General features: G+C 65.5%; 17 protein-coding genes. 12 read left to right on the top strand and 5 right to left on the bottom strand.

The window, feature by feature from the left end; all coding sequences use genetic code 11:
- Positions 1-73: 73 nt before the first annotated feature.
- From AB0I53_RS28330 to AB0I53_RS28290, 9 genes are all read left to right on the top strand, one after another.
- The gene (locus AB0I53_RS28330; RefSeq protein WP_358609267.1) at positions 74-2,716 is read left to right on the top strand and encodes an O-antigen ligase family protein; all 2,643 of its coding nucleotides are present in this window, start codon (positions 74-76) and stop codon (positions 2,714-2,716) included.
- The gene (locus tag AB0I53_RS28325; protein WP_358609264.1) at positions 2,713-3,687 is read left to right on the top strand and encodes an ATP-grasp domain-containing protein; all 975 of its coding nucleotides are present in this window, start codon (positions 2,713-2,715) and stop codon (positions 3,685-3,687) included. The genes AB0I53_RS28330 and AB0I53_RS28325 overlap by 4 nt, the downstream gene beginning before the upstream one ends.
- Positions 3,684-4,355 (top strand): HAD family hydrolase, encoded by a 672-nt coding sequence (locus tag AB0I53_RS28320; protein ID WP_358609261.1) that lies wholly within the window; start codon positions 3,684-3,686, stop codon positions 4,353-4,355. Before AB0I53_RS28325 ends, AB0I53_RS28320 begins: the two co-directional genes overlap by 4 nt.
- Before the next feature lie 55 nt (positions 4,356-4,410).
- On the top strand, positions 4,411-5,883 hold the full coding sequence (locus AB0I53_RS28315) for a polysaccharide biosynthesis tyrosine autokinase (RefSeq protein ID WP_358609258.1): 1,473 nt from the start codon (positions 4,411-4,413) through the stop codon (positions 5,881-5,883).
- A complete protein-coding gene (locus tag AB0I53_RS28310) occupies positions 5,880-6,680 on the top strand; it encodes a hypothetical protein (RefSeq protein ID WP_358609255.1) in 801 nt (266 codons plus the stop codon). Before AB0I53_RS28315 ends, AB0I53_RS28310 begins: the two co-directional genes overlap by 4 nt.
- Before the next feature lie 2 nt (positions 6,681-6,682).
- The gene (locus AB0I53_RS28305) at positions 6,683-7,954 is read left to right on the top strand and encodes a nucleotide sugar dehydrogenase (RefSeq protein ID WP_358609252.1); all 1,272 of its coding nucleotides are present in this window, start codon (positions 6,683-6,685) and stop codon (positions 7,952-7,954) included.
- A complete protein-coding gene (locus AB0I53_RS28300; protein WP_358609249.1) occupies positions 7,882-9,003 on the top strand; it encodes an NAD(P)-dependent oxidoreductase in 1,122 nt (373 codons plus the stop codon). Before AB0I53_RS28305 ends, AB0I53_RS28300 begins: the two co-directional genes overlap by 73 nt.
- A 715-nt stretch (positions 9,004-9,718) precedes the next feature.
- Entirely contained in the window at positions 9,719-10,330 is a 612-nt protein-coding gene (locus AB0I53_RS28295; protein WP_358609246.1) for a DUF6879 family protein, read from the top strand.
- 3 nt (positions 10,331-10,333) lie between these two features.
- Positions 10,334-12,733, top strand: coding sequence for a tetratricopeptide repeat protein (locus tag AB0I53_RS28290; RefSeq protein WP_358609243.1), 2,400 nt, complete (start codon positions 10,334-10,336; stop codon positions 12,731-12,733).
- Here AB0I53_RS28290 and AB0I53_RS28285 read toward each other — a convergent pair.
- From AB0I53_RS28285 to AB0I53_RS28265, 5 genes are all read right to left on the bottom strand, one after another.
- The gene (locus tag AB0I53_RS28285) at positions 12,708-13,586 is read right to left on the bottom strand and encodes a formyltransferase family protein (RefSeq protein ID WP_358609240.1); all 879 of its coding nucleotides are present in this window, start codon (positions 13,584-13,586) and stop codon (positions 12,708-12,710) included. The genes AB0I53_RS28290 and AB0I53_RS28285 overlap by 26 nt on opposite strands.
- A 966-nt stretch (positions 13,587-14,552) precedes the next feature.
- Complete coding sequence (locus AB0I53_RS28280; RefSeq protein WP_358609238.1) at positions 14,553-14,840, bottom strand: hypothetical protein; 288 nt, start codon at positions 14,838-14,840, stop codon at positions 14,553-14,555.
- Positions 14,841-15,543: 703 nt separating this feature from the next.
- Positions 15,544-16,947 carry a hypothetical protein gene (locus tag AB0I53_RS28275; protein ID WP_358609235.1) on the bottom strand — a complete coding sequence of 468 codons (1,404 nt, stop codon included), beginning with the start codon at positions 16,945-16,947 and terminating at the stop codon, positions 15,544-15,546.
- Positions 16,948-17,608: 661 nt separating this feature from the next.
- Entirely contained in the window at positions 17,609-18,346 is a 738-nt protein-coding gene (locus AB0I53_RS28270; protein WP_358609232.1) for an FkbM family methyltransferase, read from the bottom strand.
- Between the two features lie 16 nt (positions 18,347-18,362).
- The gene (locus AB0I53_RS28265) at positions 18,363-19,577 is read right to left on the bottom strand and encodes a macrolide family glycosyltransferase (RefSeq protein ID WP_358609229.1); all 1,215 of its coding nucleotides are present in this window, start codon (positions 19,575-19,577) and stop codon (positions 18,363-18,365) included.
- A gap of 195 nt (positions 19,578-19,772) precedes the next feature.
- Here AB0I53_RS28265 and AB0I53_RS28260 point away from each other — a divergent pair, with 195 nt between their 5' ends.
- The 3 genes from AB0I53_RS28260 (at position 19,773) to AB0I53_RS28250 (ending at position 22,352) form a co-directional block, all read left to right on the top strand.
- Complete coding sequence (locus AB0I53_RS28260) at positions 19,773-20,873, top strand: thiopeptide maturation pyridine synthase (RefSeq protein ID WP_358609226.1); 1,101 nt, start codon at positions 19,773-19,775, stop codon at positions 20,871-20,873.
- Positions 20,874-20,923: 50 nt separating this feature from the next.
- On the top strand, positions 20,924-21,835 hold the full coding sequence (locus AB0I53_RS28255) for an acyl-CoA thioester hydrolase/BAAT C-terminal domain-containing protein (RefSeq protein WP_358609223.1): 912 nt from the start codon (positions 20,924-20,926) through the stop codon (positions 21,833-21,835).
- Between the two features lie 343 nt (positions 21,836-22,178).
- Positions 22,179-22,352 carry a thiomuracin/GE37468 family thiazolyl RiPP peptide gene (locus AB0I53_RS28250; protein WP_177226737.1) on the top strand — a complete coding sequence of 58 codons (174 nt, stop codon included), beginning with the start codon at positions 22,179-22,181 and terminating at the stop codon, positions 22,350-22,352.
- The last annotated feature ends 147 nt before the right edge of the window (positions 22,353-22,499 follow it).

Genomic DNA, 22,499 nt, shown 5'->3' with positions numbered 1-22,499 from the left:
CGCTGAGTCGGCACCCGCGGTCGCCCGACGAGCGACCAGGCTCCGGGCACGCTGGTCGATCGCCGACCAGGGGTTGTCGAGCCTCGGCAACTTCCTGCTCGTCATCATCGTCGTCACGACGTCGTCGATCGAGGACGTCGGTCGATTCGGCTTGATCTACGCGACATATTTCCTGCTGCTGTTCGTCGCTCGGGGGTTGGCGACGGATCCGCTGGTGATCCGTTACGCGGGCGTTGCTCCGGACCGCTGGCGACACGTGGCGGCCCCGGCAGTCGGGGCCAGCGGAGTTCTGGCCGTCGGCATGGCGTCGGTCATCTGCGTCGCGGTCGTGTTCCTCGACTGGTCGCTGGGCGAGGGCTTCTTGATGCTGGCAGTGCTGCTCCCGGGATTGCTCACCCAGGACGCCTGGCGCATGGCGTTCTACTGCCTCGGGCGTCCGCTGCAGGCGTTCTGGAACGATCTCGTCTTCCTCGGGCTCCAGGTGATCGGCTTCCTCTGCCTCGCCATCGGCTCGGAGGTGGACGTGCTCCATCTCGTCGCGGTGTGGGGCGTCACCGCGTACCTGTGCGCCGGACTCGCCAGCCTGCAGGCAAGACTGCTGCCGAGTTGGCGATCGGCTTGGACATGGCTTTCCGACAATCGCGGCTGCGGCCCCGCATACGCCGGTGACTACGTTGCGAACCGCGGCGCGGAGCACGTCGCACTCGCCATCGTCAGTGCACTGGGCGGTCTCGGTGCTGCCGGAGCAGTCACTTCCTGCCGCAGCCTGTTCTCCCCGGTAGCGGCCATGCAGACGGGGGTGACCGCCTTTGCTCTCCCCGAAGCGGCCCGCCTGCGGGTCGAGGGGTCGATGCACCGACTCCGCGTACTCGTGTGGCTGACCACCGGCGCCATCACGATGCTGGTCCTGCTCGCGGGTGTCGCGCTGTACGGCGTCCCGGACGGAATCGGGAAAGCGGTCTTCGGCGACAGCTGGCGCCCCGCTCACGAACTGATCATTCCGATGACCGCCTTCAGCATCGCGAACGCATTGAGCTTCGGGGTGTGGATCGGGCTGCGCGGGTTGCAGCTGGCGAGAGAGACCTTTGTTGCGCGGATCCTGTCCAGCGTTCTGCTGCTCGGCGCGACCTCGGTGGGTGTGTTCATGTGGGGCCCAGCCGGAGCGGTCTGGGGGATGACGGCTGGCATGGTCGTGCAAGCGGTGTGGTTCGTGTACATCTTCGAGAGGCAGCATCGACCGGCCCGCGAACGCCCCCACAAGAATCGGCTCCGAAGGGGCGAGGTTCGAACGGCGTGTTGGGCCATGGCCGTCGCAGTGGTGACGGCCTTCCTCGCCGTCCTGCTGATCTGGCAGCCGCTGTTCGCAGGGCTCGGCCTCGTCGGCGTGTTCGGATTGGTCTATTTCGCAACGGACTTGACGCGTGCCCTGGCGGTCACACTTACCGTGGCCGCACTGCCGATCTTCGTAGATCCGGAAAAGCGGAGCTTCACGGTGCTCAACATCTTCCGTCCGGGTGCCGAGGATGCGGCGGATCCGGACACCCAGGTACATGTTGCCTTCGTGCTGGTGGCGATGGCCGCGGCCCTGATCGTGCTGCGAGGACGACCGTGGCGGGTTCGCACCCCACGTCCCGGGCAACGAATCGTCGTCATCCTGTTCGCGCTGTTCACCGTTTCGATCATCGCCGGCATCCAGGCCGGCGCGGGCGCGGTCGGCTTCATCTTCTACGCACAGACCATCGTTCCCCTGACGGCCTGGTTCGCGGCCGCGCACAGCGGTTTGTCGTACCGGACCACCGCGCGGATAGTCATGGCGGCAGTCGTCGCCACCCTGCTGTTGGTCTTCTGCTACATCTTCACCCACGGTGGGATCGAGCGGGCCTACGAGCTGTCCGCCACAGTGGACTCCGCGATTCCGCAATACCGCGCGTTCTTCCCGGGGCTCATGGCTTGCGCACTCGCCTTCGCGGTCGCGCGGTGGTCGATCGACCGCCGGCTGAGCATGGCCGTGGTGGTCGCGTGTGCGATCGCGGTCCCGTTCACCTGGTCCCGGGGTGGCATCGCAATGATGATCATTGCAGCGGCGGTGGCCTTCATCGCCCGACCGGGCAGGATGTCCTCGACGTCTCGGCTGCTCGCTCTGGGCGTTGGCGTAATAGCCGGTCTGGTCGCATTGCCGGCGGCCCTCGATCGCGGTGTGATCGGGAAGCGGGAGGACCTGACGGAATCAGACGACACCCGCCTGTCGCTCGCCGTGGAGGCCGCCAAGAGGATCCTGGACCGCCCGCTCTTGGGCGACAGGTTCCTGCCTCATGAGTCCGTCCTCATCGGTGGCGTCCAAGCGAAGTTCGAACGTCTCTTCCCGGCGCACAATCAATATCTCGACTACGGACTGCGGGGCGGCGTGCTGGCCGTGATCCTGCTCATCGCGCTGTTGGTGTTGTTCGGGATGCGCGCGTGGAAGTTGGCACGGACTGCGACGGACCCCGACGAAGCTGGTTACCATGCCGCGCTTCTCGCCGTCATCGTCGCCGTGGGCTTCGGCAACTTCTTCTGGTTGTACGTCATCCAGACGTGGACCGGCTGTGTGCTCATGATTCTTCTCGGGGTCTCGGCGGGGTTCCGGGCGCATCGGCCGCGCTCGCCCGCCGCGCTGGAGCCAGGCGGCCCAGGACACCGACCGACATCAATTCGAAGGAAGGTGGGTGCGTCATGAACGTGCTTGTCTCGTCGGCTGGCCGGCGCGGTGCGCTGGTGCAGATCTTCCGGGAGGTGCTGCACTCTCTGTTCGGTGCGGGAACCGTAGTGGCGGTGGACCGATCACCGCTTTCCGCAGCGGGGATGCTCGCCGACCACTTCGAAGTCGTACCGCCATGTGACAGCGATGCGTTCGTCCCGCACATGCTCGATCTGTGCCGCAGGTACGACATCGGCCTCCTCGTACCCACGATCGACCCGGAGCTGGCTGTCTATTCGGCGCACCGAGACCGCTTCGCCGCGATCGGAACTACCGTGATGGTGTCCGCACCGCAGGCCATCGAGATCTCCGCGGACAAGCTCCGGACGTTCCGGTGGTTCACCGAGAACTCGGTGCCGACCGTCCGCACCGCCTCGCTGAACGAGGTTCTCGGATCACCTCAGCACTGGCGACCACCGTGGATCGTGAAGCCCGTGGCGGGATCGGCCTCCAGCAGGGTGCGCCGGATCGACTCGTGGAGCGAGCTCGAGACGCTCCACCACGAGCCGGACCTCATCGTCCAGGAGGTGGCGCAGGGCCACGAACACACCGTCGACGCCTGGGTGGACCGCAGTGGTCGTTGTCGGTGCGTGTTGGCGCGCCGCCGGCTCGAAGTCCGCGGCGGGGAGGTGCAGAAAGCTGTCACGATCGAGAACCCGGAGCTCCAGGACCTGGTACGCCGGGTGGTCGAGCAGCTTCCTGGCGCATATGGTGCGTTGAACGTGCAGGTGGCCGTCGACGGCCCCACCATGTCCGCGATCGAGATCAATCCGCGCTTCGGCGGTGGGTATCCGCTGAGCTGGCAGGCGGGTGCGAACTTTCCGAAGTGGACAGTGGAGGAGGTCGCGGGACTGCCACCGACCTGGGCCGACGCCCAGCTGAGCGCCGGGCTGGCCATGCTCCGTTACGACGAGGCGGTTTTCGTCAAGGCATCGGAGGTCGGGCTGTGACCGATCACGGCGATTTGTGCGTCGTATTCGACATCGACGACACCCTCTACCTCGAACGGGACTACGTGAGAAGTGGTTTCGCCGCGATCGAACGGCTTCACGGTCTGGGCGGATTCGAGGAGGCTGCGTGGCAGCTGTTCCTCGACGGAGTGCGGGGCGACACGATCGATCGTGCCCTGCGCGTTATCGGCCGGAACCGGGATCCCGCGCTGGTCCGACAACTGGTCAGCACCTATCGGGAACACCGACCCGACATCCGATTGCTCCCAGATGCCCTGGGCTGGCTGGAACACCAGCATGTCGGTGTCCGCCTCGCCTGCGTGACCGACGGACCGCTCAGCAGCCAGCGTGCCAAAGTCAGCGCCCTCGGTCTCGCCACCTGGTGCCCGACGATCGTCATGACCGCAGCGCTGGGCGCCGAGTACGGCAAGCCGCACGTCCGAGCATTCCAGGAGGTCGCTCGCGCGACAAGCCTTCCACCGCAGCGATACGTCTACGTCGCGGACAATCCGCGGAAGGACTTCGACGGCCCTCACCAGCTCGGGTGGGCAACCATTCGGATCCGCAGGCGGGGTGGACTCCACGCGGAATTGGCGACGCCTGCCTTCGTGGACCACGAGCTCACGGATCTGCACGACCTCGACTCATTCCTCGGCCAGAAACGGTGAGGCTCACGATGGCCGCCTCCGTTGACGACTCGACCAGGACGACAGGGATACCGGGATGAACTTTCGCCAATACTTTCGGGTGCTGCGGGAGGGGTGGGCCCTCGTGGTTACCGCACTCATTGTCGGACTCAGCGCGGCTGCGGGGGTAACACTCCTCAGCGACAAGCAGTACACGGCGGACGTGACGTTGTTCGTTTCGGCGCAGAGCACAGGCTCAGGCCTGGACGACGCATACCACGGGATTCTGCTGTCGCAGCAAAAGGTTCAGTCCTACGTCGAGCTGATGAACAGCGAGCGCGTCCGCCAGGACGCCGTCAGAGCGTCCAGGCTCAACCTGACGCCGGACTACCTCGAGGGCAAGATCACCACCGAGGCGAAGACGGACACCGTTGTGCTCACGGTGAAGGTGCAGGACGAGTCTCCCGAACGGGCCCGGATTCTTACCGACGCCGTGGTGAATTCGTTCATCCGGTTGGTCGGTGACCTGGAGCGCACTGAAGTCTCCCCGGCCAACCCGCGAGGAACACCGAGTGTCGTCGCCCGCGTCGTCGCCCCGGCGGAACGCCCGACCGATCCGGTCTCGCCCCGGCCGTTGCTCAACCTCGTCCTCGGAGCAAGTCTGGGTCTCGCTGTCGGATACGGGGCTGCCCTGCTGCGACACATCCTCGACACGACGATCAAGTCCGTCGATTCCCTGCAGGAGGTGACCGGTACCCCGGTCCTCGGCAGCGTCGCCTTCGACGAGGGTGTCCCCAACCGACCGCTGATCCTGCACGAGGATCCGAAGTCTTCCCGTTCGGAGGCCTTCCGCCGGATTCGGACGAACCTTCAGTTCGCGGATCTCGACCAGCCGTGCAAGACCGTTCTGCTGACCAGCTCGGTACCGGGTGAGGGGAAGAGCACCACCCTGTGCAACCTCGCGATCACGTTGGCGCAGAGCGGAAAGCGGGTTGCCGTGGTCGAAGCGGACCTGCGCCAGCCACGGATGGACGACTATTTCGGGATCGAGGGCGGTATCGGACTCACCAACGTGCTGCTGGGTGAGCTGGAGCCGGACACGGTGCTCCAGCCCTGGGGCGGTCACCTGTTCGACGTGATAGGGAGCGGGCCGCTCCCGCCCAACCCCAGCGAGCTGCTCGGGGGTCAACACATGGCGGCGGTACTGTCGGAGCTCGCGCGCCGCTACGACATCGTGTTGATCGATTCTCCGCCGCTGCTGCCCGTCACGGACGCGGCCGCTCTTGCATCGCAGACCGACGGTGTTCTCCTGATCGTCAAATACGGCAAGACGAGCCGCCGACAGGTCACCGATGCCATGGCCGCACTGACGGCGGTGCCCGCCCGCGTCCTGGGAACAGTGCTCACGATGGTTCCCGAGGTCGGCAAACGTTCGGATTACTACCCCTACTACGAGGACTCGCCCCGCTTGGAAAACGTCGTGCGCAACATCCCGCCGGCCGACGTGAAGCAGGTGGCGCCGGTTCCTTCCAGGCCTGCCGACCAGGCGGACGGGGGGCCGAATCGATGACCCCGACATCGGCCACCGACGGACGGTTTCGGATCCACTTCGTGTGCACCGGCAACCTCTGCCGTTCTCCGACCGCAGAGATCGCCTTCCGCAAGTTGCTGCCGGTAGCGCTTGGTGCGGCCGCCTACAGGTTCGACGTGTCGAGTGCTGGGACCCACGCCCGGCTCGGGGAGATGATGGATCCCGAGAGCCTGCGGGCGCTGAGCGATCACGGCCTGGTCGACGGCGATGTACACGAATTCCACTCTCGTCCGATCACTGCGGAAACGATCCGCCGCGCTGACCTGGTTCTCACCGCGACCCGGAGCCATCGCAGAGGCGTCGTCCAGGCCCGGCCCGAGGCGCTTGCCAGGACGTTCACCGTGCTCGAGTTCGCCCGGCTGTTGGGCTCGGTGGATCGCACCTCGTTGCCGATCGATCCGCTCGACCGGTTCCGTGCTGGTGTCGTGGCCGCCCGAGATCGTCGGGGCACGATCCCCGCGGTTCCCAAGGCATCCGACGACATTCACGATCGCCGCGGCCGGACGCCCGCTGCACACGATGAAGCGCTCGTGACGATCCACAATGCACTCCTTCAGATCCTCGGAGTCCTGGCACTGCGGGAACAGCCCGGGGTGCCGCCCCTCGTAGCCGCGGCCGGTGGTGGAGGGGACGGCTCTCGGCCTCAACCGGTCGCCGACACCAGTGCCTCGGAATCACGTCGGCACCGATTTCGGCTCTGCGCCCACAGGTTGAATCGACCGGTTCTCCAACGATCTGCTCAGCCGTCCCTAATCCGTTCGCAAAAGGGGGTTTAGTTATGTCTGGCGGTAAAATGGACGCCGATGTCTCGGTGATCGGCCTTGGGCGGGTGGGCCTGCCCCTAGCATTGGCATTCGCGGGGCACGGGCTCCGGGTGATCGGCATCGAGCGCGACCCGGCGCGGCTGGACGCTCTGCGCGCCGGCACCATGCCCTTCGACGAACCCGGGGCACAGGAGGCTCTGGACGCCGCGCTGGGAGCAGGGCTGTTGGAGTTCTCCTGCGCAGTGCCGGACGCCGCGCGTGCGGCGAGTGTGGTCATCACCATCGGCACGCCCACCTTCACCCACCTCGAGATCGACATTCGCGACATCCGTGCGGTGATCGACGAACTGCTGCCGGTCATCAGGGGGTGCAGCCTGATTCTCCGCTCTACCGTCGCGCCGGGTACCACCGAGTTCGTGGCCGGTTACCTGCAGCAGAAGCGGGGGCTCGTACCGGGTCGCGATGTTTTTGTTGCACACGTTCCGGAGCGGATCGCGACCGGCAGGTTCTTCGAGGAGATCGAGACGCTCCCGATCATCGTAGGTGGCCTGGAATCCGCATCGACTCAGCGCGCTGTCGACCTGTTCAGCTGCTTCGGCGGCCGCATTGTTCCGACCAGTCCGGTACAGGCGGAGCTGGCCAAGATCTGGGCGAACATTGTCCGCTACGCCGACTTCGCGCTGCCGAACCTGCTGATGATGGACTGCGAGCGCTACGGCGCGAATGTGTTCGACGTCATCGAGCTGATCAACCGGGACTACCCGCGCGGCGGGATCGCACGTCCCGGTTTCACTGCGGGCACCTGCCTGCGCAAGGACTTCGCGTTCTCCGAGGAGCGCTCCAATGCCCCCGGGATGCTGCTGGCAGTGTCCCGGGTCAACGAGTCCGTCCCGCACTTCCTCGTGGAGGGCATCAAGCGGCGGATGGGACCCCTCGCCGGACAAAAGGTCGGGGTGCTCGGGCTCGCATTCAAGCGCGACACCGACGACGAACGCGATTCTCTAGCGCACAAGCTGATCAGGTTGCTGGAGCGCGAGCTCGCCGACGTGGCTGTTCACGACCCATTCGTCGCCACACCCACCCTGGGTTTCGAGGAGGCCGTCAGAGACGCCGACGCGGTTGTGGTGGCCGCGAACCACTCGGCGTTCGACGGCCTGGAGCCACTCAAGTTGATCTTCAAGCTGGCCAAGCCGGACTGCGTGGTCGTCGACCCGTGGAACACCTTCGGAATCGCCCAGGTCTTCGCCGGCCCGGACCAGGCCGCTTCGAGAAAGGAGATGCTGTGACCAGGATCCTGGTGACCGGCGGTGCGGGCACGATCGGCACCGCGGTGGTGCGACGGCTGCTGCGGGATGGAGACCACACGGTCAGGGTGAGTGACCAGCGAACAGCCCCGCGATGGATGCGTGACACCTGCGAGGTCCACACCGGCGATCTGCGCGACCTCGCGGAAGCCCGCTCCGCGCTGGCATCCTGTTCGTCGGTGATCCACCTCGCAGCGATCGTGGGTGGCATCGCCAACTTCCACAAGCTTCCGCACACCCTGACCGAGGTGAACAACGGGCTCTACAACAGCATCATGCGGGCGGCTCTGGACGTCTCGGTGGACCGGTTCGTCTACGTGTCCTCTTCCATGGTCTTCGAACGGGCCAAAGTGTTTCCCACTCCCGAGGACTACCTGCCGGACTGCCCCGTCCCGCGGTCGGCCTACGGCTACTCAAAGCTGACCGGCGAGGTCTACTGTCGGGCCGCGCACGCCGAGCACGGTCTGCCCTACACGATCTGCCGCCCGTTCAACGCCTACGGCCCAGGCGAGATGCCGGAGAACGAACCGGGCATCGCGCACGCGGTCCCGGATCTGCTGCGCAAGGCGATGTCGGGCGACGCACCGATGGAGATCTTCGGGTCCGGTCGGCAGACTCGTACCCTGACGCACGTGGACGACATCGCCGACGGGATCGTGACGGCGCTCGAATCGCCGGCAGGACTCAACGAGGACTTCAACATCTCCGCCTCGGAAGAACTGACCGTATCCGAGATCGCCCGCATCTGCTGGATTGCGGCGGGCAATGATCCGGAGCGCTTTGCCCTCGAGCGCGTGCCGTCGTTCGAGGTGGACGTCCAGCGGCGCTGGCCCTCGGTCGAGAAGGCGCGCCGGCTCCTAGGTTGGGAAGCGCAGATCAGCGTGCACGACGGAGTGGCGCAAACTGCGGCGTGGCTCCGCACGCGGAGACCGGATGAAAAAGCAGTCGCCGCTGCACCGACCGTTCGGGCTGTACCGGACAGCCGGTCTTCCGTTGCAGAATCCGGGGTTCAGGACATCGTGAACAGTTGATGTAGACCAGCCGTCCCTGGTCGTCTCGTAGCTCGGCCACACCGGGTGCGGTGAGCAGAGAGAATCGGGTATGGGCACAGGTGGTAGGTCACTGGTGTCGCGTTTTGCATTGGTGTGGCTTCCTTTGTGCAGTCGTATGCGACGTAGTGACTGCATGGTTACATCTAATCACCTCGTTGGAATCCGAGGAGTTCTTGCAGTCGTTTGGTGGACCAGGGTGGTTCGGTGGCGAGTTGGGCAGGGGTGCCGGCCTTCACCAAATTGGGCGCACTTCCGGGTCCGATCGGCGCAAAGTGACAACGCGAACGACGCCGTTCAAGATCATCTTGCTACATTGGTCGAATAGAGTCATCCCTGGTATATGACACTTCGAGATTTGTGAACAATTGAATCAGTGGTCGGGCGGTCCCACGGCGGACAAGCGTGCCGTGGACGGATATGAGGTGCGAAATGCCCCGAAAAAGGTGGGAAGCGGACCCGTCGTCCTCGCTTGCACGGCGATGGGGGAAGTCTGCGCACGAGCTCAGTTTGACCTCTGAGGACGACAGTTGCCCCGACATCTGGGAGCTCGATAACGGCGATGTCGCAGTCATCGGACGGGATCTCACGGACTCCTACCGGTCGCGGCTCCCCGCGGGTGTGACTGTTGACGCGGATGAGCGGCTCGTGATCATCCCACGGGCCACGATCGTGGCTGCGAAGTTGGACATACCCGATGAGTGAGCTGCTTGACGGCGCGCGAGGCGATCGGATGCCGCTCGAGGAGTACCGCGCTGACTTTCAGCGGCACTTCTGGCGCATTGCGGAGCCGGGGTTCTGGAAGCTGGAGCGCCAACAACATTTCAAGGAACCGGAAAACGACAGCTGGGTGGCCTTCGCTAGCGGAGATTGGGCTGAAGCGATGCGCCTGATCGAATCGCGGCGTAGCAGCCTGGCGGACTACTATAGGCGGATTGCCGAACGGGGGTTCGGTACCTGGCGGGTCAGGGTCGTCGAAGAGCCAATCACTCCCTATCTTCAGTGGGAACTGCATCTGCTGCGAATTCGGCACGAGTACGGCGGCAAAGTCCACGTCGTGGACGTCGAACAGGTGGAGCACTTCGAAAAGGGCGGTCCGCTGCCCGAGATCTACACTCTCGGGAATGACGTCATGTACCAAGCTGAGTACGACGAAGAAGGGGTTCTTCAAGCCGGTATCAGATATCAGGGCCGGAGCCTGATCATGCGGTGTCAGCAGTTCATCCAGGACCTTTATGAGATGGGAGAAAGCCTGTCCAGCTACTTCGAACGCAGGGTGGTCCCGTTAGCGGCTCCCCGTGGGGAATGACGAATGCGCAGTGGAGACCCGGACGAACTATCGCGGCATGACAACCGCACGGAAGTGTCCGGGTCGGCAGCTGATGTCGTGCAAGCCCGGCATGTCTATGGAGGTGTCCACTTCCACGGAGCCGACCGGTCGTCCGTCCCCACGCCGCAGCAGCTTCCCGGGGATGTGCGAAGTTTCGTCAACCGGAACGCGGAGCTGGAACACCTCGATGGCGTCCTGACCGATGACCGTGATGAACCCTTGGCGGTGGCGCTGTCGGTGATCACGGGTACCGCTGGGGTCGGTAAGACCTCGTTGGCCCTGCACTGGGCGCACTTGATGCGGCAGCGCTTCCCGGATGGGCAGTTGTACGCCAACCTCCGGGGCTACGACCCGGGTCTTCCGGTAACAGCCGAAGAAGCTCTCGACCGGTTTCTGCGGGCACTCGGCGAACCCGCGGCCGCGATCCCTGCCGAACTGGAGGGAAAGGCCGCCCTGTACCGCTCGCGGCTGGCCGGCCAGCGGGTCCTGATCATCCTCGACAATGCCGCGTCGGTCGGGCAGGTGCGGCCCTTGCTGACCGGAACGGCCGGGTGCCTGGTTGTGGTGACCAGCCGAAGCCGGCTTTCGGGACTGGTCGCCAGAGATGGCGCGCGGCGGCTGAGCTTGGACATGCTCCCCGAGACGGAGGCCATCGCGCTGTTGCGCGCGGTCACTGCGGGCTACCGATCAGATGACGACGAAGCTGAATTGCGGGAGTTGGCCCGGTTGTGCGCACGGCTACCACTGGCGTTGCGGATCGCCGCGGAGCGTGCTGCCAGTCGGCCGCTGATGCGGCTTGGCGATCTGATCTCGGATCTCCGCGACGAGTCGGCGTTGTGGGATGCCCTCACAGCCGAAGACGACGAGGAGGCCGACGCGGTTCGAACCGTGTTCGCCTGGTCGTACCGGGCGCTGTCGGCGGAGGTGGCGCGGCTGTTTCGACTGCTGGGTCTGCTTCCAGGCTCGGAATTCGGCGCTGAGGTAGCCGCTGTGTTGATCAACGATGACGGCAGTCGGGTACGTCGCCAACTGGATGTCTTGGTAGGGGCGCATTTGCTTGAGCAGAGCGCGCCCAGGCGGTATCAACTCCACGATCTGCTGCGTGCTTACGCGGCCGACCAGGTGTTTCACGAGGAGGCACCGGAAAGCCGCCGAGCTGCATTGCGGCGCGTGCTCAGCTGGTATCTGCACACGGTTGATTCCGCGCTGCACGTCATCTTCCCTGGCACTCGGCGATTTTCCCTCGAACCACCCGAGGTGGATGTCGTTCCCATGACCTTCGCCGGACGCACTGAGGCGCTGGACTGGTTCGAGGTGGAGAGATCCAATCTGGTCGCTGCTGCTCATGCTGCCTCGGACGTCTCGCCGCATCGGGTCGCATGGCAGCTTTCGGCCATGCTGCGGAGCATTTACGCGAGCAGGAACATATTCGACGATTGGCTGGCAACCAGTCTCATCGGACTGGAGTCCGCTCGCCAGGCTGGCGATCTCCACGGGGAAGCCGAGATGCTCGAAAGCCTGGGGAAATCGTCCTTCCAAGCGCGTCGGCTGGCCGAGAGCGAGAGTTACCACCGCGCTGCCTTGACGATTCGCGAGGAAATCGGCGATCAACCGGGAAGGGCGATTTCCATCAATGCGCTCGGCTTGCTCGGACTCCGGCGGCGAAGGCTGGCAGATGCGAAGTCCTACTTCGAACAGAGCATGGTGCTCTCGCGAGAGATCGGGGACCGGCGCCGGGAGGGCCTCGCGCTGTGCAACCTCGGGGAGGCCTACTACGAGCTCGGGGAATTCGGGGAAGCGATCGAAAACCTGCATGCGGCACTGCGGGTCTACCGAGAGCTGTCCGATCGCGCCCGCGAAGGAAACGCCCTGTTCATCCTCAGCATGACCCTGCGGGAAACGGGCGATGTCGAAAACGCGCTTTCGTCGATTCGCGATGCTCTCGCCATTGCCGGCCAGTTCAACAACCGGATGTGGGAAGCGCATTGGTTGGTTGAACTGGCGCGGATTCAGCGGGCCGTGGGCGAACCGGGCGAGGCGCTGGTCTCCTGTCAGGAAGCTGCGACCATTCAGCAGCGGTTGGGCGATCGCAGCCGCGAGGCCATGGCTTTGCACGGCACCGGCCAGGCGTATCAGGAACTCGGCCGCCTCCAAGAGGCAGCCGACTTCCACCGGCGAGCGGCAGCGATCCACCGCGAACTCGGAGATCACTGGCAGCTGGCTCACACGCTCGACGACCTCGCCGTAACTCTCGCTGCTACCGACGCGGCTGCGGAAGCATCGCACTGTCGGCAGGAAGCCCTGCGAAGCCTCGCCGACTTCGAAGATCCGAAAGCCGCCGCGAAAGGTGAACGCCTTACCGAGGCGCTGGGCCGTCCGTAGCGGGTGGCTCGGCGGGCACGAATTCGGTCACCCAAAGTGGCCCGTCCGCGCAGTCAACCCGGATGCCTTCCGCCTGGGTGGTACTGGTGCGGAGGATCTTCACCCACCGGCCGTCGATCTGCGCGAGTGGACCGCGTCCGGATCCCATGAATCGGAACGTGCGAACCTGGTTGTGAATGTCCCGGGCAGTGTGCGACCAGTCTACGTGCGAGAATCCTGGTTCCATGAACCCTGCGTAGGATGCCTCGGAGTCGTCCTGCGGGGTTCCGGGAAACCCTGTCGCGACGCGTTCGAGCGCGATGCCGAGAAGATCGCTGATCACCGGATTGATTCGCGCCGACAGGCTTTTCTGGGTGATGTCGTCGTCCAGCGGAATGCCGCCTCGCTGAACGATGATGTTCCCCGTGTCGAATTCGCCGTCCATGCGGTGGATCGTCACACCCATGTCGGCATCGCCGTTGCGGATCGCCCACAGGACCGGCGCGGGCCCTCGGTACCGCGGCAGCAAAGAAGTGTGCACGTTGATGACGCCGTACCGGGGCAAGCGCAGTACGGTTTCGGGCAGCTTCCACGAAAACCCGTACACCACTATGAGATCGGGGTGATACCCCGACAGGGCGGTGGCCAGACCGTCGGCGCTGCCGGGGAGCAACAGGTCCATGCCGGGTGGAATGGCATCGAGAACTTCGCCGACAACCCTCCCGGAGTTCGGAGAACTCCGCTGCCGCGGTCTCTTGGAACGGGAGTAAGCGTAGGAAACCGGCACGAATCCGGCCTGTTCGCATGTGGAGTGGAGTGTTGCGAACTGGTCAGCACCGAATGAGACGAGCACGACGCGCGGCGATTTCGGCATAACCAAGATCATCCCACTGATCACCGAGCGCGGAAGGGCAGTGCGGATGGCCTTTTCGGTTGATCCTGGGCGTTTCGCCGACTTTGCCCCAAAGGCGGCTGGCGACGCTGTTGTGAGATCCGCGAAACCCTCGCCGCCTACTGCAGTCGAATTAACGACTCAGCACACTAGTCGCTGGGCCAGGGTTGCGGCGGCTGGTTGAGGTACCGGCCGCCGCAACGCTCCCATCCCATGCGCGGGCACTGCCCGTAGGGGTGCAGCCACCCCGCGAGACGCATCACGACCTGCACGACCGGCCGCCACCGGCTGGCGCGGCGTCGAACCAGCCACGCGGGTGCAGCATGGCACCAATACGCCCCCTGGCGACGTGTCTCGGGGGAGCGGTCGGCGTTCGTTTGTTCGACCCGGGTCTCCGGACTCGCTGGGCCGAACGAGGTTCCGCCCATCACAGTGCCTTCCGGGAACGGTGGGTACGGCTGCTGCTGGCTCATGCCGCGACCCTAAACCCCACGGCTGCCGCGGAATGCTCTGTTGGGCAGCCTCACCCGCGAGGAGTACCTCGTGATCCGACTCCGATGCCGCGCCTGGTCCCTGCCGGGCGGATTCCTGTCCGGGTTCGGTTGCTTGGTGAGAGCACCTGCTGCCGGGCCACCGTCGGCGGCTTTGATGTTTACGTCGGTCACGCCACCAGGCGGGGCGATCGTGGGAGTTCTGAGGCATGACGGCGTGTAGGCTCGCGAGGAAGATCACGCCGAGCACGCACACCACCACACGCCAGGCCGGCAGCTGGGGAAGGGTGAAGCTGGCGTCGACCGTGGTTTGAGTCGGTGCAGATCGTGGCCGCTCGGAGGGACTCACGCCGGGAGCTGTGGGCGCCGGAGGATGAGACTTTCCCCGGCTACTCGATTATTTGGTCGGGTTGTCCATGAACGTCATACCCGACCACCCTCTGCTGATCCATCTCGCTCAGAAGACCGTGCCGAGGCGTAGCCAGACCTCGAAGATTTCCACGTCCTCGATGTTCTGGCCGCTTTCCATAGCGATCTGTGTGCGGATCTTGTCGCCTTCTTCGCCGCTGGCCTGCGCATTCTCCGAGGTATCCCAGAAAGTGAGCGTCACCAGATTGCCGGAACTGCGGCCCACTAGGACATAAGCACCCTGAAAGCCCTTCAGCTGCTGTACCTCGGCCGCAATCCGGTGAAGGCCGTGGAGAAGCTCGTCGAACCGCTTCGTTGGGCCCCGGTAGGTGCTCATCCGCGCTTCCATGACTGTCTCCCGCGCTCGCCTGTTGGCCCCGTGCCGTCCCTGCGTCTCCGCCGAAGACCACCACGGGACGTGCATCCCATCTGCTAAGGACTACCCGCCGATCCACGGCGAGACCTGGTGGATATGCCGCCGGGGTTCCGCGCCGGGGAGACCGTCGTGGCTCTGGCCGGACACCTTCACGAACTTCCTCAGCCCTGAGGTCGGGCACGCTCCGGTACCAAGGACAGCGCGTGCAGCTGTCAATATGCCCAAGCGGGCGGCGAGTTATCTGGGTCCCAAGATCACGAACGAGGGTGCATTTATGGTGCAGAATGGCGGCCGATTGAGGGCGATTGTAGGTTGCTGAGAGCGTGAGCGATTGCAAATATCCCAGCTAGATCGACTGACGGCGACTGAGGGACTAACCAGTCAGTTAACCGAGGGATTACTGGTTCGAGTCCAGTCGGAGGAGCGCAAACCCCAGGTCAACGGCCTGGGGTTCTTCTTTTGGTGCTGACTTCGCCCGATGGTGCAGATTCGCGGCTCCAAGTCTTGCGTGAGCACAAGCCGGGCGGCGATTCGTTGGGCGAGGTGTTGCCGTGCTGATGTCCACGGGCGCGGAGGATCAGAGCTCATGGTCCACCTTCTATTTCGAACTTTGGCCTTTGTCGGTCAACACGTGCGTAGCCTCCTCGGCGCGTGCAGTTGGCGTTCACGGGTGGGCGGCGATCAGGCGACTCGAGTGGAATCCCGCGCTGATGAGGTGTCCGCGGTGCGCGTTGGTCGGAATCAGGATCAGTTCGCCGGTTACGAGGGTGCTGCCGGGGAGTTGAAGATGCGCCAGATACGTCGTCGTATTGGGAACGACGCGGACGAATACATTGCGCTCCACGGCGAGTGCTCGTGCGATGGGAATCAGGCTCCGCAGGGTTTGCCTATGAAGTTCTTCGGTATCGCTGGACGGTGCAGGCTGTGTCTCACCCTGAGCGTGCGCGGGCTTCTCGTTGGTTTCGGGGGCTGACTGGTCCGGCGATTGTGGCTGAAGACGCACTGCTGCGAGTTGATCCTCGCTAGCCGGTTGGGAAGAGCTGCTGCTCTGGGTGCAGTAGGCGATCGCTGGCGGCAGTGGGCGGTCGCGGCGTGCGAGGGTTCGCCACTGTGTGAGTTCTTGGCTGTAGCGCTCTGCGTGATCTCTGCCTTCGGGCGTGGACACGACCGGAAAGGTGCCCCCGCGTTCGTCGCGTTGGGTATGCACGATCACGAGTTCGCCGCTGGTTATGCGAGCCGCGAAGGTGTCGATGCCGAGCATCTTCGCGGTGTCCTCGTAACGGGAAGTCGTTGTGTTGATGACCTTCTCGTCGTGGAGGGTGGTGCGCCACCGCAGGTGTCCCGGGCAGGTCTCGGTTCTGTGGAGGCGGCGTCGCCAGCATTGGCGGCCGCGGCCGCAGTCTTCCCAGTACGGGTAGACGATGCCGGTGACGAACAGCTCGATCTCGGCGATGTCCTGGCGGCGATCGCCGCGGACCGGCCTTAGCAGCCGAACGCAGGGCACCACTTCTTGCCATTCTTCCGACGCGCGCGAGGTCATCCACAACGGTTCGATGCCGTCGCGGCGAGTCATGGCGGTGCGGCGGCGGGCAACCGGCACATCGATGCCGCTGACTTGGATTTCGAGCGCGAAGCAGGTGCCGTCGGGGCGCTCGAACTGCACGTCGGAGCGGTATGTGCGCCCTGGGCTGGTGACTTCTTGGCGCACGGGGTCGTTGCCTGCCTTGCGGAACGCCACGACGGTGCGGGCTTTGAGGATCTTGTGCTCTTGGCTCTCCGACGGCGAGGCCGGGGCGTGGCCGGAGCAGGTGCGTTGACCGGGGAAGTGCACCCAGTGGAAACCACGTTCCTCGGGAACTCGCCCGGCGTAGTAGGGGTTGCGCTTGAGGTAGACGCGATGGCGCTCGATGCAGTGCGCGAAGCGCCGCCGGTGGTGGAAGCCTGGATGGGCGAGGTCTCGGTCTTCGTGGAAACGCTCGCGTTCGAAGAGTCCGGGGTGCCCGAAGTCCGGTCGGCGCGCGTCGAGCTCGTGTTCATGGTCATCGTTGGAGAACGCGATCACAGTCACGGCAGCTCCCAGCATCCGAATTACCGCTTGCGGTTCATCGTCCCGGCGACCACGACATGCCGTTCCGGACTGCGAATGCGATGAGTGAGCACGGCTGCGGCACTTGGGCCACCACGGACGACCAGACGAGGCCGAGGCATGATTCCGCAGGGGTGGATCGTCGCCGGGCATGCATGGTCGAGCTCGCCGAGCCGGGCTATTCCTGCGCCGTACGGGCGAAATTTATGAAGCGGGCCCGAGGAGAAACTGTTTGAGACCGTTCGGAGCTACAGGAGAGTCCGATCGGCCTATCTTGGCGGGGTCTGGTGCGCGCCGCGATCGATCGCGGCGCCCTTGCCCGCAGAGGCGCCGAGGATGTCTGGGCGATCCTAGGAGTGGTGCGCAAACGTCTCGTACACGAGGCCGAGAAACAACCTGATGGGCGTCGACTCGCTGCATTGACTCGGCTCGCGCACACGGTCGCGGTGGGAATTGCCCTTCAGCAGCTCGGAGTTCCGGACACTGTGATGCGATCCGTCAGGGTGTGGTCGGTGGTCTGATGCACTTGTCGTCCACGGCCTGTGATCGTTTCTAGGACGTTCGCTCCGCAACCCGTTCCGGCCGGTCGTCCGGTCTGGGGCTCGTCTTCGGCTACGCGGTGCTGCGTAGCCGCGTGTCGCGATCAGGCTCGGGTTGCGTACACGATCCTGTTGTCTATTCCCTTCGGGGCTTCCTCGGGGGACTGCGCTCGCGCCTTGAAGCCTCGGCTTTGGAGGGTTTCCAGGATTCTGTCTAGTGTGGACCTTGTTTCGTGTACTTCGATCGCTAGTTGCTTGATTCGTTTCCAGTCTTGGTCCGTGATCCCTGCTAGGGCCGCTTCTTCGCTTCCCTCGATGTCCATCTTGATCAGGTCTATCTCGACATCTGGTGGTAGCAGGTCCGACAGCGGCGTCGTGGGGACTCGGACCGCTTCGTTTCGGTACAGCTGTTCCGCTATCGTCGGGTTTGCGTAGGTCGCCACCGTTTTCTTGTCCTTGAGCTTTTCCGCCAGGTGGGCCGTTGAGTTTCCCGGCATCGATGGGAAGAAGTAGAACTCCGCCGTTCCCGGCCGGTCCGACAGGCCCGTTGCGTGGACCGTGACATCGGAGGCGTTGTGATGGCGGATGTTCGCGCGCAGGGCTTCGACGTTGTGCGGGATCGGTTCCACCGCTAGTACCGATGCATCCGGGTAGTGGTGCTTGACGAACAGCGTGAACAGGCCGATGTTCGCACCCGCGTCGACTACCAGGCCCTTCGGGTTGATCGGGGCCAGGCCGCTCAGGTACGTGTTGCGGCCGAAGATCTCCTCGTAGATCAGCTTCGCTTCGGTGAGCACCGGGTTCCCCGTCGCCGGGGTGTAGCACTCGAATCCCTCGGCCACCTCGACGAGGTCCAGGTCAGACATTCACTCCACCCTTCGCCACCGAGCCGGGTTCGCCGGCCAGGAATTCCGTCAACGCGTCGGCTCCCCGCGCCGCCGCATCGGTGCCGCGCAGTTCGTCGCGCCAGCTCGTCAGGTTGTCTCGCACGGTCTGATCGGCGACGAGTTCTTCGACCGCTGCGTGCAGCTCCGCCGCGGTCACCGCCTCCGGGTCTACCGCGCGTCCCAGGCCCAGTTCGGCGGCGCGCCTGCCGTTGAAGGCCTGCTCGGGCGTCTGAGGGAGCGACACCAGCGGTACGCCGTGGAGCAGGGATTCCATTGTGGACCCCATGCCGGTGTGCGAGACGAACGCCGACGCGTGCCGCAACACCGCCAGCTGCGGCACCTGCGGGTGCACCTCGAAGTTCGTCGGGATGGGATCCGGTGGATCGGCGCGCCCGGTTGCCATGACCACGTGCCAGGGCGTGTCAGCGAACGCTTCGACGCACATCCGTAGCAAGTCCGGCCGATCGTTGAACACCGTTCCCAGGGAGATGAGCAGGATCGGCGCGTTCGCGGCCGGTGGCGACCAGTCGCCCGGGCGGGCTCGTCCGGGCAGGGCCGGGCCGAGGAAGCGGAACTCCGGGCCGAACGTCTCGCCCGCGATCTGGAACTTCCGCGGCAGGAAGACCAGGTTCAGCCCGGCGCGGGCCGCGGTGGGCAGCAGCGCCTGCAGCGGCAGGCCCCGCCGGTGCGCGAATCCGGCTAGCTTCTGGCCGCTCGCGATCAGCCTCGGATCGGTGTGTTCGAGGTCGGCCGGCCACATCTGCCGCTGCAGTGAGAAGTGCTCGTTGCCGACCATGTTCGGGGCCAGTCCCACGCCGGGCACCCCGAGCTCGGCGGCCAGGGCGCGGCCGGGCAATCCCATGACGTCGAAGCACACGCAGTCCGGGTGGTCGGCCCGGAACGGGCCCGCCAGCTCGTCGAACGTCGCCACCAGTTCTTCGATGCCCGCGTCCATCATCTTGATCAGGTTTTCCGCGGTGTAGCCGCGGCCCGCCAGCCCGGCCAGCTCCACGCGCCACGGCATCTCCACCGGCGTCGCGCCCGCCCGCCGGACCGCCGCGGCCTGATCGCTCCCGGTCGCGTAGGTGATCCGGTGGCCGCGGGCCACCAGTTCCTCCACCAGCGGCAGCGTCGGGTTCACATGACCGTGCGCGGCAAGCGAGACGAACGCGAAGTGCTTGCTCATGATCCTCCCCATCGCTTGCGCCGGTGACGCGCGTCGAACTCCCCGCAGTGGCCGCAAAGTCGGCGGACCGCACCGGATTCGAGGCGGTCGACGCCGCGGAGCCTACCCGAACTTCCGCGCGGCTGCGGCGATTCTTGGACAGCGCCGGAAGATTCTTGGTTGAATGCGGGCCGAGCCGCGACTCAGGGGAGTGGGATGAACGAGAACCAGTCTGCGCCACCGGATTCCGGAACCTGGCACGGCATCCAGATCTACTACGCGGCGGATAAGGACGGCCTCATCCTGGATTGCCTGCGGCCGCTGTTCGCCCAGCTGCCGGCGGATACCGAGCGGATGTCGTTCGTCCGCCACTGGCTTCGCGGCCCGCACCTTCGGCTGAGCTTCCGCGCGCCGGAGCCGGTGTTCCGCGAGGTGATCCGGCCCGAAGTGGAGCGCGCGGCGAACCGGTATCTCGCCGAACATCCCTCCACCGTGCGGATCGACGAACGAGAGCTGCTGGCCACCCACCGCGAAGTCGCCCGCCAGGAGCGGGAATCCGGCCCGCTGGCGCCGTTCCACCCGGACAACTCGATCCAGCACGCACCGCACGACCGGCGCATCCACGTGCTGGGCAGCGAGGCGGCCGCCGTGCTGCTCGAAGACTTCTACCACGAGACCAACGATCTGGTCTTCGAGATGCTCGACCAGGTGCGCGCCGGGCGCAGCCGGGTCGGCCTCGCCGCCGATCTAATGATGGCCACCGCGCACGCGATGTGGCCGGGCATCGACCGCGGCTTCATCTCCTACCGGTCGCACGCCGAGGGCTTCATCGTGCGCGCCCCCGATCCCGCCGCGCGGCGCGAGTTCTGCGTGCAGCAGTACCGGTCGCAGGCCGCTGTGCTGCGGGAACGGCTGGTCGGCGTGCTCGACTGCCTGGAGCGCGGCGGTACCGATGTGCCGTTCGTCGCTGAGTGGGTGCGGCTGCTGGGCCGGTTCCGTTCGGCCGCCGAACCGGTGATCGGTTCCGGTGAGCTGTCGTTCGCGGGCGCGGTGTCGCCGGACGCGGCGCAGAGCTGGGATCCGGGGATGCTGGAGCACAGCACGTTCCACCGGTTGCTGCAGGGCGATGGCGGCCGGATGGCCGATCTGCAGCGGGACCCGGGCTTCCTCGGGTTCCGGTTCGCGCTCAACTACCTCTACCTGCACCTCAACCGGATCGGCGTGCTGCCGGTGGAGCGCTTCCTGCTGTGCCACCTCATCGCCGACACCGTGGAGGACCACTACGGCATCTCGGCCAACGACTTCGTCGCCTTCTGAATAGTCCACTTTAGACAACTTTGCTCGGGTCGGGTGGCTAGGCTGGCGCCGTGGAAAACGCTAGCGTGGTGTCGGTTCAGGTTTCGCAACCCGACCTGGTCGGGGTGCTGTGCAGTCCGAAATCGCCGGGGCCGCACCCGGCCGTGCTCGTGGTCGGCGGCTCGTCCGGAGCCGTGCCCGAGCTCGCGGCCCGCCTGCTCGCCGAGCAGGGCTTCGCGGCGCTGGCCGTGGCGTACTTCGGCGTCGAGCGGCTGCCTCGCGATCTGGTCGAGATCCCGGTCGAGTACTTCACCGGTGCGCTGCGGTGGCTCGCTGGACGCCCCGAGGCCGATGCCGACCGGCTCGCCGTGCTTGGCCGCTCGCGCGGCGGCGAGCTGGCGTTGTTGCTGGCAGCGGCCCATCCGGAGCTGGTGCGGGCGGTGGTCGCCCACGTGCCTAGCAGCGTGGCGTGGCAGGCCGTGCCGTCGGATCCCCGAGCCATGATGGCCGGCCCTCGGTCGTCGTGGAGCCGTGGTGGTGAGCCGGTCCCGTTCGTGCCCATGTTGCCGCCGAGCACCGCCGAAATGGCCGAGTTCCAGGGTTTCCTGAGCGGTCGTCCGGTGTCGTTCCGGGCGTCGTTCGAGCGCGCCATGGGGCAAGACGAGGCCGTCGCGGCCGCGAGCATCGAGGTGGAGCGGATCAACGGGCCGGTGCTGGTGCTCAGTGGCGGGCGGGACGGGCTCTGGCCGTCCGAGCTGTTCTGCGAGCGGATCATCGCGCGGCTCGACGAGCGCGGACACACGTTCCCGCACCGGCACGTGTGCTACCCGGACGCCGGTCACCTGCTCGGTGCTCCCGGGACGGCGGCGCGGCCGCGGGGCGTCGGCTTCGACCGGCTGCTAATGGGTGGCGACCCGGTGGCGGATGAGGCGGCGAGTCGCGACAGCTGGCCGCACGTGCTCGAGTTCCTGTCCATCTCCTAGGTACGCCTGCGCCTCGAAAACCGTTGCCTGTTCTCAGAATTCTCTCAGGAAGACTCCGCGTCGGCGTTCGGCGCGGAAGTTTAGCCGAACGCCGGTTCTCGTTCCCTGCTCTTTTCGGCGTAACCTTCCGTTAACGTCTGCCGAGCGAAGGTTCTAGCGGTTCTCTAGTTATTCGTTTCCTACCTGGGATTGTTGGTCCAGGGCGGACTCGGATGCCCGTTGCGCTGGACTTTTTCGTGGCATGCCAACAGATCTCGTGCTAGAACTGGGCACGTCGGCGCCGGGATCCCGGGAATTGCGTTGACAAATCATCTATTCAGTCGACCCGAATGTGGGGTATGGCATGGAAGATCTGAAGTTGGAGCTGGAAAGCCTGCAGGTGGAGAGCCTCGCCTTCGGTGCTGACGCGGACCGCGACCTCCAGTCCCTGGGCATGGGCCACGGGATGACCGAGGTCGGCGCCTCCGCCGGCTGCTGCTGCTGCACCTGCAGCTGCTGCTGCTGCCCGTGTGGCTGATGTGGCGCCACCTGCGGAGAGCCGGGAGCTAGCGCCCTGCGCTGATCCCGACAGGCGAGTTCGCTCGTCTTCCGCATAGGCGGGCGCGGGGCTTCGTCGAGCGGCATGCCCGGCGGGCCCCGTGCTCGTCGTGCGTCCGCCGTGATC

The organism is Saccharopolyspora sp. NPDC050389 (genome assembly GCF_040655595.1).
Taxonomy (GTDB): domain Bacteria; phylum Actinomycetota; class Actinomycetes; order Mycobacteriales; family Pseudonocardiaceae; genus Saccharopolyspora.
Note: the sequence above shows the minus strand (reverse complement) of the source record. Positions and strands in the feature narration are given on the sequence as shown.